The following is a 14,017-nucleotide window of genomic DNA, read 5'->3' as shown; positions in this document are numbered from 1 at the left end:
CGCGGTCTCTCCTGTCTCGATCAGCGCTCAGCGATCGGAACGACCTTGCGTTGTTCCGGACCGACATACTCGGCGCTTGGCCGGATGATGCGATTGTTGGCCCGTTGTTCGATGACGTGGGACGCCCAGCCGGTGACCCGCGAGCAGACGAAGATCGGCGTGAACAACTTGGTCGGGATTCCCATGAAGTGATACGCGGAGGCATGGTAGAAGTCGGCATTGGGGAACAGTTTCTTCTGCGCCCACATGGTCTCGTCGACTGCAACCGACACCGGAAACAAGACGGTATCGCCTACCTCATCGGCCAGTTTCTTCGCCCAGATCTTGATGACTTCGTTGCGCGGATCGGATTCTTTATAGATCGCGTGGCCGAAGCCCATGATCTTGTCCTTGCGCTCGAGCATGCCGAGGATGCCCTGCACCGCTTCTTGCGGCGACTTCCATTGTTGGATCAAGTCCATGGCCGCCTCGTTGGCACCGCCATGCAACGGACCGCGCAGCGAGCCGATGGCGCCAGTGACGCAGGAGTACATGTCCGACAAGGTCGAGGCGCAGACGCGCGCGGTGAAGGTCGACGCGTTGAACTCATGCTCGGCGTAGAGGATCAGCGAGACGTTCATGACCTTGACGTGCAGCTCGCTTGGCTTGTTGCCGTGCAGTAGCGCGAGGAAATGGCCGCCCAGCGTGTCTTCGTCGCTGGCGCATTCGATCCGCTGTTGTTCATGAGTGAAGCGGTACCAGTAGCACATGATCGCGGGGAAAGCGGCCATCAGACGCTCGGCGATATCGCGCTGCTGCTCGAACGAGTGCTCCGGCTCCAGGGTGCCCAGCACCGAAGCGCCGGTGCGCATCACGTCCATGGGATGCGCATCGGCAGGGATTCGCTCCAGCACTTCTTTAAGCGCAGCTGGAAGATCACGCATGCCCTTCAGGCGTGTCTTGTAATCGGCAAGTTGCAGGACAGTTGGCAGCTCACCATAGAACAGCAGGTAAGCGACCTCCTCGAATTCGGCCTGTGCCGCCAGATCCCGCACGTCGTACCCCCGATAGGTCAGGCCCGCGCCGGTCTTGCCGACCGTGCACAACGCAGTCTGGCCGGCAACCTGGCCTCGCAGGCCAGCGCCACTCAATACTTTTGCTTCAGCCATTGCTTTCTCCTTAATTGAACTTGTTCTGGATACTGCAAATTGCTCAATCATCAGCGTTCGGACGATCTCTGAATCGCTTGCCCCGATCAGGCCTCAGCCTTTTTTCTGGGCAAACAGCGCGTCGAGGCTTTGCTCGAAGGCGTGATAGTTGATGCGCTCGTACAGCTCCATGCGGGTCTGCATGGTGTCGATGACGTTCTTCTGCGTACCGTCGCGGCGAATGGCGGTGTAGACGTTCTCGGCCGCCTTGTTCATGGCGCGGAACGCGGACAACGGGTAGAGCACCAGAGAGACATCGGCACCAGCAAGCTCTTCGGTCGTGTACAGCGGTGTCGAGCCGAATTCGGTGATGTTGGCCAGGATCGGCGCACCGACCTTTTCGGCGAACAGCTTGTACATCGACAGTTCGGTGATCGCTTCCGGGAAAACCATATCCGCTCCGGCCTCGACGCAGGCCTGGGCGCGCTCCAGTGCAGATTCGAGCCCCTCGACCGCCAGCGCATCGGTACGCGCCATGATCACAAAGCTGTCGTCGGTACGCGCATCGACTGCCGCCTTGATCCGATCGACCATTTCCTGCTGCGAGACGATCTCCTTATTGGGTCGATGGCCGCAGCGCTTGGCGCCCACCTGGTCCTCGATATGAATCGCCGCAGCGCCAAACTTGATCATCGACTTGACGGTACGCGCCACATTGAAGGCCGAGGAGCCGAAGCCGGTATCGACATCAACCAACAGCGGCAGATCGCAGATATCGGTAATCCGGCGCACATCGGTCAGCACGTCGTCCAGCCCGCTGATACCGAGATCGGGCAGGCCAAGCGATCCGGCTGCGACGCCACCACCCGACAGGTAGATCGCCTTGAAACCGGCACGCTTGGCCAGTAGCGCATGATTGGCATTGATCGCGCCAACCACCTGCAGGGGGTGTTCACTGGCCACCGCGTCACGAAAACGCTGGCCGGGAGTAGGAAGTGTCATGCCTCACCTCTTGTCTGTGGTGTCGGTTGCTGAGCAGCCTGATAGTGGCGCTCGATATTGCGCTTGGACGCGCCGATATGCCGACGCATCAACAACTCGGCCAATTCGCCATCGCGGTCGGCAATGGCGTCGAGAATTCGATGGTGTTCGGCGAATGCCTGATGCGGGCGGTTCGGGGTCGCGGAAAACTGGATGCGGTACATCCGAACCAGCTGATACAGCTCGCCACAGAGCATCTGGGTCAGCGTACGGTTGCCGCTGCCCTGGATGATTCGATAATGGAAATCGAAGTCGCCCTCCTGCTGGTAGTAACCGACGCCCGCCTTGAACGCCTCGTCCCGTTCATGGGTCTCCAGCACGCGACGCAACTCACCTATTTCGGTCTCACTCATACGTTGCGCGGCCAGTCGGCAGGCCATGCCCTCCAGCGACTCGCGAATCTCATAGAGTTCGATCAGCTCCTCATGGCTGAGCGAAACGACACGAGCCCCTACGTGCGGCACGCGAACTAGCAGCTTTTGCCCTTCCAGACGATGTATCGCCTCACGCAACGGCCCCCGGCTAATGCCGTATGTGCGTGCTAATTCGGGTTCTGAGATCTTGCTGCCCGGGGCAATCTCACCTTTTACGATAGCCGCCTGGATCAGTCGAAAAACGTGCTCGGAAAGGGTTCCGCTGTCGACCTGATCAGGGCGAGCGATTTCCAACGCATCGAGCATATTGTTGACACCTAAGCTGATTTAAAGACAAATCTATGCCTGAAAAGGCGCCCAGTCAAATGAGACCAAGGTAGATTGTCGACACCTTTCGAAGTCGCAATCTCTCTAGCGCAACGCTTTGAAAATAAGCATCGAGGGAGCAAGGCTAGTCGCACCAATAAATGCCCATGCTAGAATGCGCCGCTATATGCCGCGCTGGCGTTCGCCTCGCCATGCCACATCCATGGGATCGTCGTTCCGACTGCCCTCTCCGACTCGACTAATTCTGGATCTATGAGCACCAAATCCCGTCTCCTGTTGCTCTGCCTATTGGCTTCTCCGTTTCTCGTCCAGGCTGAAGAAAAAACTGTCTACGGTCTCAACGAACATGTAGCACTACCCGATTTCGGTCTCGAAGTGCCGGCGAAACTCGACACAGGCGCACAGACCGCCTCGCTCAGCGCACGCGACATCGAGCGCTTCAAGCGCAACGGGAAAAGCTGGGTCCGCTTCTATCTCGCCATTGACGAGGCCCACAACCGTCCGATCGAGCTGCCCCTGCAGCGCATTAGCAAGATCAAGCGGCGCGCCGGTGACTTCGACCCGGAAGAAGAAAAAACCTACACCCCGCGCCCCGTCGTAGAGCTCAACTTGTGTATGGGCCAGGCTAAACGCAGCATTGAAGTGAACCTCACGGACCGAAGTGCATTCCAATACCCACTTTTAATAGGTTCCGATGCGCTTGCTCGCTTCGAAGCCCTGGTCGACCCAAGCCTTAAGTACGCCGCTGGCAAGCCCGGCTGCATTACCGAATCCGACGCTGACGAGTAATTCCATGCGCGCCCTTACCCTGCATCTGAAAGTCCTGATTTTTATACTCGTCACGCTGGGCATCGCGATCACCGCGTACCAGATTTTCATTCTCGGCATTCCGATTACCGAGGATGAAACGGACGACCTGTGGAATATCGATGCCAAAGTTGAATTCCAGGCCAATCCGCGCGATCCGGTAAAGCTGCAGATGTATGTGCCGCCGCTGAATCAGGAGTTTGTCAGCCTCAACGAAAGCTTCATCTCCAATAACTATGGTGTGAGCATCAACCGTGCCGATGGCAACCGCCGCGTCACCTGGTCGGCGCGCCGCGTCAGTGGCAATCAGACGCTCTACTACCGCCTGGTTCTGACTCGACGCTATAGCGGTGAACAAACCAAGGCCAACGGCCCGATCTTCCGTGACAGTATTCCGGTCGAAGGAGCTGAGAAGATTGCCGCCGAAGCATTGCTCTCACCGATTCGCCAGCACTCGGCCGATGTCGAGACCTTCATCAGCGAAGCCATCAAGCGCGTCAATAACGAAAACGACGATAACGTCAAGCTGCTGCTCGGCGGTGACTCCGCGACGGCGAACAAGGCGCGCGTGATCGAGTTGCTGCTATCAATCGCACACGTCCCCATGGAGCGCGTACACACCATACGGCTGTCGCCCGACATGGCGCAGACGCCGGAGTTGTGGCTGCGCAGCTTCAATGGTGATAAATGGCTGTACTTCAATCCCGAAACCGGTGAGCAGGGCCTGCCGAAAGATCGTTTGGTCTGGTGGACCGGTGACGAGCCGCTCATCAATCTGGAGGGTGGCCGGAACCCGCAGGTGACATTTACGCTCAACAGCAGCGAAATGAATGCCATCCGCCTGGCCAAGCTGACCGACGAGAACACCGACGCGGACTTCCTCGAGTACTCGCTGTACGGCCTGCCGCTGCAAACTCAGCAGACGTACCAGATCATGATCATGATTCCGATCGGCGTGCTGGTGATTTTGATTCTGCGAAACCTCGGCGGCCTGCAGACGCTGGGTACTTTTACACCGGTTCTGATCGCCCTTGCCTTCCGTGAGACGCAGCTCGGATTCGGGATCATCCTGTTTACCGTGATTACCGCGCTGGGGCTCTCGCTTCGTTCCTATCTGGAGCATCTGAAATTGCAGATGCTTCCTCGACTTTCCGTGGTCCTGACCTTCGTCGTCGTACTGATCGCCGTGATCAGCTTGCTCAGCCACAAGCTGGGTCTGGAACGTGGACTGTCGGTCGCGCTGTTCCCGATGGTGATCCTCACCATGACCATCGAGCGGCTATCCATTACATGGGAAGAACGCGGCGCGGGCCATGCCTTCAAGGTCGCCGTCGGGACACTGATTGCGGCAACCTTGGCGCACCTCCTGATGAGCGTACCGGAGCTGACCTACTTCATGTTCACCTTCCCAGCCGTACTGCTGATCATGGTCGGGTTCATGTTGGCGATGGGTCGCTACCGTGGCTACCGCCTGACCGAGCTGTTTCGATTCAAAGCCTTTTTGAAGGATTGAGCCATGTTCGGTCTGATCAAAACGTGGAAGGCCCTCGAAGCCAAAGGCATCATGGGTATCAATCGCCGCAACGCGGACTACGTGCTCAAGTACAACAAGCGCAACCTGTACCCGATCGTCGATGACAAGATCATCACCAAGGAAAGGGCAATCGAAGCCGGCATCGACGTCCCGGAGATGTACGGCATCATCGAGACCGAAAAAGACATCGATAAACTCAAGGACATCGTCAAAGACCATGACGATTTTGTAGTCAAACCGGCGCAAGGGGCTGGCGGCGACGGCATTCTGGTAATCGCTGATCGTTTCGAAGGTCGTTACCGAACGGTATCGGGCAAGATCATGACGCACGATGAAATCGAGCATCAGATCTCCAATATCCTCACCGGCCTCTACTCGCTCGGCGGCCATCGCGATCGCGCCCTGATCGAATACCGCGTCACGCCGGACCCGATCTTCAAGAGCATCAGCTACGAAGGCGTTCCGGATATCCGCATTATCGTACTCATGGGCTACCCGGTGATGGCCATGCTGCGCCTACCGACGCGGCAGTCTGGCGGTAAGGCCAATCTCCATCAGGGTGCAATCGGCGTCGGCGTTGACCTGGCGACAGGTATTACGCTGCGCGGCACCTGGCTGAATAACAAGATCACCAAGCATCCTGACACCACCAACGCGGTGGACGGTGTGCAGCTGCCCAACTGGGACGGTTTCATGAAGCTTGCTGCGGGCTGCTACGAGCTCTGCGGACTGGGATATATCGGCGTGGACATGGTGCTGGATCAGGACAAGGGACCACTAATCCTGGAGCTCAACGCTCGCCCCGGCTTGAACATCCAGATCGCCAACGACTGCGGCCTGACCCTGCGTACGCATGCTGTGGAAGACCGGATCGAAGAGCTCAAGCAGAAGGGTATCCAAGAAACGCCTGAAGAGCGGGTGCGGTTCGCGCAGCATCTCTTCGGTCATATACCGCCCCACGCGTGAATCCCAGGCCCGGCCACATCCGGGCCCTCCTGGATCGACACTCTCGCATGCCGCTCTGCACCGTACATACCCTGCCCTATCGCCCCGACCCCACCTTCTGGTTCGAGCGCGTTCGCCATGCGCCCGGCGCGGTGCTGCTGGACTCCGGACGCCCGACCGCAGAGCGCGGGCGGTACGACCTACTGAGCGCGTGGCCGAGAGAGATACTGGAACCAAATCCAGGAGAGACTGGCAGCGCCTTCTTTGCGCGTCTTCGAGACGCCTTGCGAACGTTCGGCAAGGCAGAGCCTCCAGCGGGACTGGAGCTGCCTTTCGCCGGTGGCCTGCTGGGGTTTCTCGGCTACGACTTCGGTGCGCGGCTCGAAAGGCTCCCGACCGCTGCGGTGGCGGATCTGCGATTGCCGCCCGCCCGGTTCGGTCTATACGCCTGGGCATTGATAAATGACCACCACAACCAAACGGCCCAGCTGATTTTCCATCCGAAGCTCGCCGATGAAGAGCGGGATCGTCTGATCAAGCTGTTCGAGTCGAGATGGCAGTCAGAGCAATCGGCGTTCAGCCTTGATTCGCCGTTCACCGCCGACCTGGAGCGCTCCGAGTACCAGCAAGCAATCGAGCGCATCCAGCAATACATCCAGGCCGGCGATTGCTATCAAGTGAATTTCGCGCAACGCTTCCGTGCGCCGTGCACAGGCGACCCATGGCAGGCGTACCAGGCCCTGCGCACCGCCTGTCCGACGCCCTATTCAGGCTTCATGACCGTGGAGCGCGGCGCCATCGTCAGCCTGTCTCCCGAACGCTTCCTGCGGCTCTCCAACGGAATCGTCGACACCCGACCGATCAAAGGCACGCGTCCTCGTCGAGATGACCCCGATGCTGACCGCGCAGAGGCCCAAGCGCTGCTGAACAGCGAAAAGGATCGCGCCGAAAACCTGATGATCGTTGACCTGCTGCGAAACGACCTGGGGCGAAGCTGCGAAATCGGCAGCGTGACGGTGCCAGAGCTGTTCTCGCTGGAAAGCTATCCGAACGTGCACCATCTGGTGAGCAGTGTCAGCGGTACCCTGGCCAGCAACAAGGACGCTCTGGACCTGCTGGCCGGCAGCTTTCCCGGAGGTTCGATAACCGGCGCGCCGAAGATCCGTGCGATGCAAGTGATCGACGAGCTGGAGCCCACGCGGCGCTCGATCTACTGCGGCTCATTGCTCTATCTGGATGTACGAGGCGAGATGGACAGCTCCATCGCCATCCGCACACTGCTGATTCAAAACGATCAGGCGACCTGCTGGGGCGGCGGCGGGATCGTGGCGGATTCTGACTGGCGAGCCGAGTATCAGGAAACCTTCGATAAGGTGAGGATGCTGATGGAGACGCTGGAAGGGCTATAGCCGGCGATTGCAGGCGCGTGGCTCGCGCCTGCCTCTGACTGATGGGCATGTTGTTATCCGCCAGCGCCTCCGCACGGCCGTCAAGGTGGATCGATGAGACGTGACTCCACCCGACGAATACAACGCTGGATCTTGGCCGGTTAGAGTTCAAGCGTGCGATTGGACGCCTTGAGGAACTCCTGCTTCAGAGCGTCGAAGGTGTGAACGGCCGGGAACTGCGGAAATTCGCGAATGACGTTATCGGGCGCATGGAAGAGGATGCCGGCATGCGCCTCGGCGAGCATGGTGGTGTCATTGTACGAATCACCAGCGGCGATAACGCGGTAGTACAGGCTCTTCAGAGCGATCACCGACTGGCGCTTGGGATCCTTCTGGCGCAGCTCATAGTTAACGACACGCCCCGACTCGTCGGTGATCAGTCGATGGCAAAGCAGCGTGGGGAAACCTAACTGACGCATCAGCGGCTGCGAAAACTCGTAGAAGGTATCCGACAGGATCACTACCTGGAAACGCTCACGCAACCAGGCGACGAACTCAACAGCGCCGTCGAGCGGCTTCAGGGTCGCGATGACCGCTTGGATATCCGACAACTTCAGGCCATGCTCGTCGAGGATGCGCAGGCGCTGCTTCATCAGTACGTCATAGTCAGGAATGTCCCGTGTGGTTGCCCGGAGCGATTCGATTCCGGTGGCCTCGGCAAAGGCGATCCAGATTTCCGGAACCAGGACACCTTCCAGGTCGAGACAGGCTATTTCCACGAATCACTCCTCAAAGCAGAAAATTGAAGCGGCACTCTAACGGTAAGGATCAGGTGGCGCAACGCGATGGCTTATTCGTTAAAGTTAGGCATGGCCACCCCAAACGTTATTTAGAGTCATAAAAACAATTTGCTAACATCCGCGGCCAGCAGAGCGCCAAGCGCCAACCAAGGAAGCCGCCTGATGAGCCAAACAATTGATGTAGCCGAGCTGGCATCTGCCTATGCCAGTAAATCACCCCAAGACATTCTCAAGCTCGCCTTCGACCTGTTCGGCGACGATCTCTGGATCTCGTTCAGTGGCGCTGAAGATGTCGTGCTGGTGGACATGGCCTGGAAGCTGAACAAGAACGTCAAGGTGTTCAGCCTCGACACCGGTCGTCTGCACAGCGAGACCTATCGTTTCATCGAACAGGTTCGCGAGCATTACGACATCGCTATCGACATCATGACGCCGGACCCTGCCCTGTTGCAGCCGATGGTCAATGAGAAAGGGTTGTTCAGTTTCTACCGCGACGGTCATGGCGAATGCTGCGGCATCCGTAAGATAGAGCCGCTTCGACGCAAGCTTACCGGGGTCCGAGCCTGGGCCACCGGCCAGCGCCGTGATCAGAGCCCCGGCACGCGTAGCCAAGTATCGGTGCTGGAGATCGACAGCGCTTTTTCAACGCCAGAGCACACCTTGTATAAATTCAACCCATTGGCGCAGATGACCAGTGAGGAAGTCTGGGCTTATATCCGCATGCTCGAGTTGCCTTACAACAGCCTGCACGAGCGCGGGTTCATCAGCATCGGCTGCGAACCATGCACACGCCCGGTTCTGCCAAACCAGCATGAGCGTGAGGGTCGTTGGTGGTGGGAGGAGTCCACCCAGAAGGAATGCGGCCTGCACGCCGGTAATCTTATCGCCCGAAGCTGACGGTGTTTTTCACACTTCGAGTGTGCTTGCGCGATGAGTCGCCGCTTGACGTCAGCTCATAACCGAATCATCCAAACCCCAGCGTCGCCTCAGCGAAGCTGGCTTCGATTCGTATTGAGTGGCGATTGACCCGCTATCAAAAAGTCGGCAGATCGACATCGCTGAACAACTCGTCCAGCTCGACCTTGTTCCGGCACTGAACAGCTCTTTCGAGTATTTCCCGATCGAGATGCGGGGCGAAGGTTTCGATGAAATCGCACATGAAGCCGCGCAGAAAAGTGCCGCGACGGAATCCGATCTTGGTCACGCTGGACTCGAACAGCTCGCTGGCATCGAGCACCACCAGATCCGGGTCGAGCTTGGCATCGACCGCCATTCGCGCGACGATTCCGACCCCCAACCCAAGGCGCACATAGGTTTTGATGACGTCGGCGTCTGCCGCCGTGAACACCACCTTCGGCGATAAGCCTCTGTGACTGAATGCCTCATCCAGCTTGGAGCGTCCGGTAAAGCCGAACACATAGGTCACGATCGGATGTTCCGCCAAGGCTTCCAGGGTGAGCTTTTCCACTTTCGCCAGCGGATGCCCCTGCGGCACGACCACACAACGATTCCACCGATAGCACGGCATCATGACCAGATCACCGAACAGCTCCAGCCCCTCGGTGGCGATGGCGAAATCCACAGTGCCGTCGGCTGCCATCTCGGCGATCTGCATGGGCGTACCCTGGTGCATGTGCAGGGAGACATCCGGGTACTGCTTGATGAAGGCGCTGATCACCTGCGGCAAGGCATAGCGGGCCTGGGTATGAGTGGTCGCGATACTCAAGGTACCGCGTTTTTCGTTGGAGAATTCCTGGGCGATCTGTTTGATGCTTTCGCACTTGCGAAGAATTTCGCCAGCGGTCGTAATGATGCGTTCGCCAGCAGGGGTAACTCGGGTCAAGTGCTTGCCGCTCCGGGCAAAGACTTCCACCCCTAGCTCGTCTTCGAGCAAGCGGATCTGTTTGCTGATGCCGGGTTGGGACGTGAACAGGCTCTGCGCGGTTGCCGAGACATTGAGGTCATGATGCGCCACCTCCCAGATGTAACGCAGTTGCTGAAGCTTCATAGAGATCCCTCAAAGGCCAATGACGCCTGAACGTCACCATTTTTTTATAACTTTGCGCACCAGAACGTCGGAATTCTAGGTCATTTCCATATGTACCGCCTCCCAGCGATTCGGGTCGCAATCGCCGCCTCTCATAGTACGAACTAGAACAGCGAGCATATCCTGGGACTATCCGTCTGATATGCCAGGCCGATCGCATCCTGAACGTCAAACAGGCACTTAGAATTCTCGCGGCCTCGTTTGAGCTTAGCAGCCCCAAAAGAAACCTCTACCGACTCGAACGCCCGCCCGGCAGCTGCCTCCGAGGTGATTGACCTAGCGGTCTGCGCGCATGGAAATGAAACGCAGGGCCTGAAGCAGCGCCTCGGTCTTGGGCATCCCAAAACCGACCTGTGCGGCCGCGGCAAGCGGAGCGGCGTAGATCGCTTCGAGCTCCATCGGGCGCCCATGCGCATGGTCGTGGTACATGCTCGGTAGATAGTTGGGCATGTGGTCGGTGGCCGTCATCATCCGGTCTACCAGCGCCTCAGGTAGTGGATAGCCACAGGCGCTCGCCGCTCCACAGGCTTCCAGCATGATCGACCTGACCAGTGCCCGACTGTCAGGGTTGGCCATCAAAGGCGCCGTGCCGGCATCCAGCAGGACCGAAAGGCCGTTGTATGGCATGTTCCACACCAGCTTCTGCCAGCGCGCCTGAGCGAGATTGGCGGCCGCATTGGAATCGACACCCGCCGCGCGAAACATCGATACGCCCTCTTCGACCAAGGCCTGCTGTTGCTCTGGCGTTGCTGCCGAACCTGAGTGATAGCCGAGATTGACCCCACCGAGCGCCTGATGCTCGACGACGCCCAGCGCCGAACGGTGCGCGCAGATGAAACAAAGACCGCCAAGCAGATGAATATTGCTCGGTAGCAACACACGCAGGTCGTCCTCGATTCCCAGGCCATTCTGCAACACCACGACCTTGGCATCTTGCCCAGCAGCCTCCACGATCAGCGGGGCCAGTTCCGGATTGCTGGTGCTTTTCGCCCCCACTAACAGCCAGTCGCATTTGGGCATGTCCGCGGCCCGCCGATAGGCCTGTACCTCATCCAGATGCAACGAACCCTGTACCGCGCTGTTCACGTGCAACCCGTTCTGCCTGACCGCCTCGTATTCGCTGCGCAGCAGAAAGTGCACGTCGTAGCCGGCCCGGGCGAGCATCAGTCCATAGAAACCACCGATGGCGCCAGTGCCAATAATTCCAATTCGGGGATGAGGTGCGGTCATGCAGAACTCCAGCTACAGGTCAGTACGACGCCAACAATGGCGCGCTTGAAATCGCAACCTTAGCAGCGTCCCGGGGCAGCGCCCAGCCGTCACTCACGGTAGCCCTTCGGTCGCATGCCGGTATAGGGCGGACCCAGGCGGCAGTCCGACTTCAAGGTCATTGTCGGAGCGCCTCAATACGCGATAAGGTTCCGCTTCCCCGCTGCGCCCTAAAGCCCTGCTCCGCCGCATCGGGATTGGCTGGCGGACGGCATCCGTGACTGATGAGAACACGATGGCTGATTTACCGATCGATGACCTTAACGTTTCCTCCAACGAGACACTTATCACGCCGGAGCAGTTGAAGCGTGAAATACCGCTGACCGCTTCCGCGCTGAAGACCGTCTCCGAAGGACGCCAGGTGGTACGCAACATTCTCGACGGCAAGGATCATCGCCTGTTCGTGGTGATAGGCCCCTGCTCGATTCATGATCTCAAGGCCGCGCATGAATATGCCGAGCGCCTCAAGGTGCTGGCCGACAAGGTGTCCGACAGCCTTTTTCTGGTCATGCGGGTGTACTTCGAGAAACCTCGCACCACCGTAGGTTGGAAAGGCCTGATCAACGACCCCTATATGGACGACTCGTTCAAGATCCAGGATGGCCTGCACATCGGCCGCCAGTTGCTGCTCGATCTCGCCGAAATGGGTCTGCCCACCGCCACCGAAGCACTGGACCCAATCTCTCCGCAGTACCTGCAGGACCTGATCAGCTGGTCGGCCATCGGTGCGCGCACTACTGAGTCCCAGACACACCGTGAGATGGCCTCAGGCCTGTCCTCGGCGGTGGGTTTCAAAAATGGCACCGATGGCAGCCTGACCGTCGCGATCAATGCGCTGCAATCGGTATCCAGCCCGCATCGTTTCCTTGGCATCAATCAGTCCGGCGGGGTCTCCATCGTCACCACCAAGGGCAATACCTACGGTCACGTCGTGTTGCGCGGCGGCAACGGCAAGCCCAACTACGATTCGGTCAGCGTGGCCGTGTGCGAACAGGAACTGAAAAAGGCTGGCATCACCCCTAACATCATGGTCGATTGCAGCCACGCGAACTCCAACAAGGATCCGGCATTACAACCGCTAGTCATGGACAACGTGGCTAACCAGATCCTCGAGGGCAACAACTCGATCGTCGGGTTGATGGTAGAAAGTCACCTCGGCTGGGGCAGTCAGCCAATTCCCAAGGATCTGGCTGACCTGAAATATGGTGTGTCCATTACCGATGCCTGTATCGACTGGGACGCTACCGAAAAGGCTATCCTCGGCATGCATACGAAACTGAAGAATGTACTGCCGAAGCGCGCTCGCGGCTAACGGCTCACGGCGACTTGTAGCAAAAGAAACGCCGCTTGCCGGCGTTTTTTTATTCGCTGTCGATACTGTTCGTCGAACTGCCCTGCCGCTCTATGTACCACTCCACATACGAACAGGACGGAATCACGGTGTAGCCCTCGCGCGCCGCGTAATCGAGCGCATGCTGAGCCAATACAGCCGCAACGCCGCGACCACGAAGCGCATCTGGCACGAAGGTCCGGTAGATATCCAGCGTCTGTTTACCTAAATCGACATAAGCAAGATAGGCGCGATAGCCATCCACGGTCGTCTCGAACTGGCGACCCGTTCGATCATGATGGATGGTTAGCTTCTCGGTCATCTCGCCTCCTCTGCAGGCTTGCCTGCCTATCGACTTGGAGCTGTGTGCGAGGCCGCACATTCCCCATTCTTGTTGTTAGCTGGATGACGCATGCTACCGCCATGTAAGACTTGGCTTCAATTGATAAGTTGGCAGTGCTTCATGGCTGCGCTGAGCGATATAACGCTCACTCGCCGAATTGCTCGGCGAGTGCAACTTTTCAACGTCCCGACCGGTCCATGTAACGAGTGCAGCGGCCGGCTCTGATTGTTTTTCAATCAACGGGCCTGCGGATGCCGTGAAAAAGATGAGCTTGCAGAAAAATTGTGGTAACGACTGCTTGCCTCAGTTTACTTAGCGCAACTTATCGGTAGTATGTGCGCGCCAACTTTCCATAACGGAAGTTGCCATGGATTTCATCCTTAAGGGGAACACGATGAACAACGTTCTGAAATTTTCTGCTCTGGCTTTCGCCGCAGTTCTGGCTACTGGTTGCAGCAACAGCATGACCAAGGAAAGCGAAGCCCGTCTGACCGCGACCGAAGACGCCGCTGCCCGTGCTCAGGCTCGTGCCGACGAAGCGTACAGCAAGGCCGACGAGGCTATGCAAGCTGCTCAGAAGGCTCAGCAAACTGCTGACGAAGCCAACGAGCGTGCACTGCGTATGCTGGAACGCGCCAGCCGCAAGTAAGCTTCAGGCGATAAAAAAGCCGACCTGCAAACAGGT

General features: G+C 58.3%; 14 protein-coding genes. 7 read left to right on the top strand and 7 right to left on the bottom strand.

Annotation, left to right across the window (positions count from 1 at the left end):
- Positions 1 to 20: 20 nt before the first annotated feature.
- From prpC to UF78_RS08050, 3 genes are all read right to left on the bottom strand, one after another.
- The gene (gene prpC, locus UF78_RS08060) at positions 21 to 1,148 is read right to left on the bottom strand and encodes a bifunctional 2-methylcitrate synthase/citrate synthase (protein WP_045161584.1); all 1,128 of its coding nucleotides are present in this window, start codon (positions 1,146 to 1,148) and stop codon (positions 21 to 23) included.
- Between the two features lie 93 nt (positions 1,149 to 1,241).
- Complete coding sequence (gene prpB / locus UF78_RS08055) at positions 1,242 to 2,129, bottom strand: methylisocitrate lyase (RefSeq protein WP_045161582.1); 888 nt, start codon at positions 2,127 to 2,129, stop codon at positions 1,242 to 1,244.
- The gene (locus UF78_RS08050) at positions 2,126 to 2,848 is read right to left on the bottom strand and encodes a GntR family transcriptional regulator (RefSeq protein ID WP_045161581.1); all 723 of its coding nucleotides are present in this window, start codon (positions 2,846 to 2,848) and stop codon (positions 2,126 to 2,128) included. Before UF78_RS08050 ends, prpB begins: the two co-directional genes overlap by 4 nt.
- 273 nt (positions 2,849 to 3,121) lie before the next feature.
- Here UF78_RS08050 and UF78_RS08045 point away from each other — a divergent pair, with 273 nt between their 5' ends.
- From UF78_RS08045 to pabB, 4 genes are read left to right on the top strand one after another with little or no spacing between them, the layout of a single operon-like run.
- Entirely contained in the window at positions 3,122 to 3,658 is a 537-nt protein-coding gene (locus tag UF78_RS08045; RefSeq protein WP_045161580.1) for an ATP-dependent zinc protease, read from the top strand.
- A 4-nt stretch (positions 3,659 to 3,662) separates the two neighbouring features.
- The gene (locus UF78_RS08040; protein WP_045161579.1) at positions 3,663 to 5,189 is read left to right on the top strand and encodes an inactive transglutaminase family protein; all 1,527 of its coding nucleotides are present in this window, start codon (positions 3,663 to 3,665) and stop codon (positions 5,187 to 5,189) included.
- Positions 5,190 to 5,192: 3 nt separating this feature from the next.
- On the top strand, positions 5,193 to 6,176 hold the full coding sequence (locus UF78_RS08035; protein WP_045161578.1) for an alpha-L-glutamate ligase-like protein: 984 nt from the start codon (positions 5,193 to 5,195) through the stop codon (positions 6,174 to 6,176).
- A gap of 47 nt (positions 6,177 to 6,223) precedes the next feature.
- Positions 6,224 to 7,564 carry an aminodeoxychorismate synthase component I gene (gene pabB / locus UF78_RS08030; protein WP_045161577.1) on the top strand — a complete coding sequence of 447 codons (1,341 nt, stop codon included), beginning with the start codon at positions 6,224 to 6,226 and terminating at the stop codon, positions 7,562 to 7,564.
- 140 nt (positions 7,565 to 7,704) lie between these two features.
- Here the strand turns inward: pabB and thrH are convergent, their stop codons facing one another.
- Positions 7,705 to 8,322 (bottom strand): bifunctional phosphoserine phosphatase/homoserine phosphotransferase ThrH, encoded by a 618-nt coding sequence (gene thrH, locus UF78_RS08025; protein ID WP_045161576.1) that lies wholly within the window; start codon positions 8,320 to 8,322, stop codon positions 7,705 to 7,707.
- Positions 8,323 to 8,505: 183 nt separating this feature from the next.
- On the opposite strand from thrH, the gene UF78_RS08020 reads away from it, so the two are divergent.
- A complete protein-coding gene (locus UF78_RS08020) occupies positions 8,506 to 9,240 on the top strand; it encodes a phosphoadenylyl-sulfate reductase (protein WP_045161575.1) in 735 nt (244 codons plus the stop codon).
- A 136-nt stretch (positions 9,241 to 9,376) separates the two neighbouring features.
- On the opposite strand, the gene cysB is transcribed toward UF78_RS08020, so the two are convergent.
- Together cysB and UF78_RS08010 are read right to left on the bottom strand one after the other, a co-directional pair.
- Positions 9,377 to 10,351 (bottom strand): HTH-type transcriptional regulator CysB, encoded by a 975-nt coding sequence (gene cysB / locus UF78_RS08015; RefSeq protein WP_045161574.1) that lies wholly within the window; start codon positions 10,349 to 10,351, stop codon positions 9,377 to 9,379.
- Between the two features lie 315 nt (positions 10,352 to 10,666).
- Positions 10,667 to 11,620, bottom strand: coding sequence for a putative 2-dehydropantoate 2-reductase (locus tag UF78_RS08010; protein ID WP_045161573.1), 954 nt, complete (start codon positions 11,618 to 11,620; stop codon positions 10,667 to 10,669).
- A gap of 274 nt (positions 11,621 to 11,894) precedes the next feature.
- On the opposite strand from UF78_RS08010, the gene UF78_RS08005 reads away from it, so the two are divergent.
- Positions 11,895 to 12,971, top strand: a complete 1,077-nt coding sequence (locus UF78_RS08005) for a 3-deoxy-7-phosphoheptulonate synthase (RefSeq protein WP_045161571.1) — start codon at positions 11,895 to 11,897, stop codon at positions 12,969 to 12,971.
- Between the two features lie 49 nt (positions 12,972 to 13,020).
- On the opposite strand, the gene UF78_RS08000 is transcribed toward UF78_RS08005, so the two are convergent.
- Positions 13,021 to 13,311, bottom strand: coding sequence for a GNAT family N-acetyltransferase (locus UF78_RS08000; RefSeq protein ID WP_045161569.1), 291 nt, complete (start codon positions 13,309 to 13,311; stop codon positions 13,021 to 13,023).
- Between the two features lie 415 nt (positions 13,312 to 13,726).
- Here UF78_RS08000 and UF78_RS07995 point away from each other — a divergent pair, with 415 nt between their 5' ends.
- On the top strand, positions 13,727 to 13,981 hold the full coding sequence (locus tag UF78_RS07995) for an Lpp/OprI family alanine-zipper lipoprotein (RefSeq protein ID WP_025241419.1): 255 nt from the start codon (positions 13,727 to 13,729) through the stop codon (positions 13,979 to 13,981).
- The last annotated feature ends 36 nt before the right edge of the window (positions 13,982 to 14,017 follow it).

It is taken from the genome of Stutzerimonas stutzeri (assembly GCF_000952685.1).
GTDB classification, from domain to species: Bacteria; Pseudomonadota; Gammaproteobacteria; order Pseudomonadales; family Pseudomonadaceae; genus Stutzerimonas; species Stutzerimonas stutzeri_E.
The sequence above is the reverse complement of the archived record's forward strand: the minus strand, read 5'-3'. Positions and strand labels throughout refer to the sequence as shown.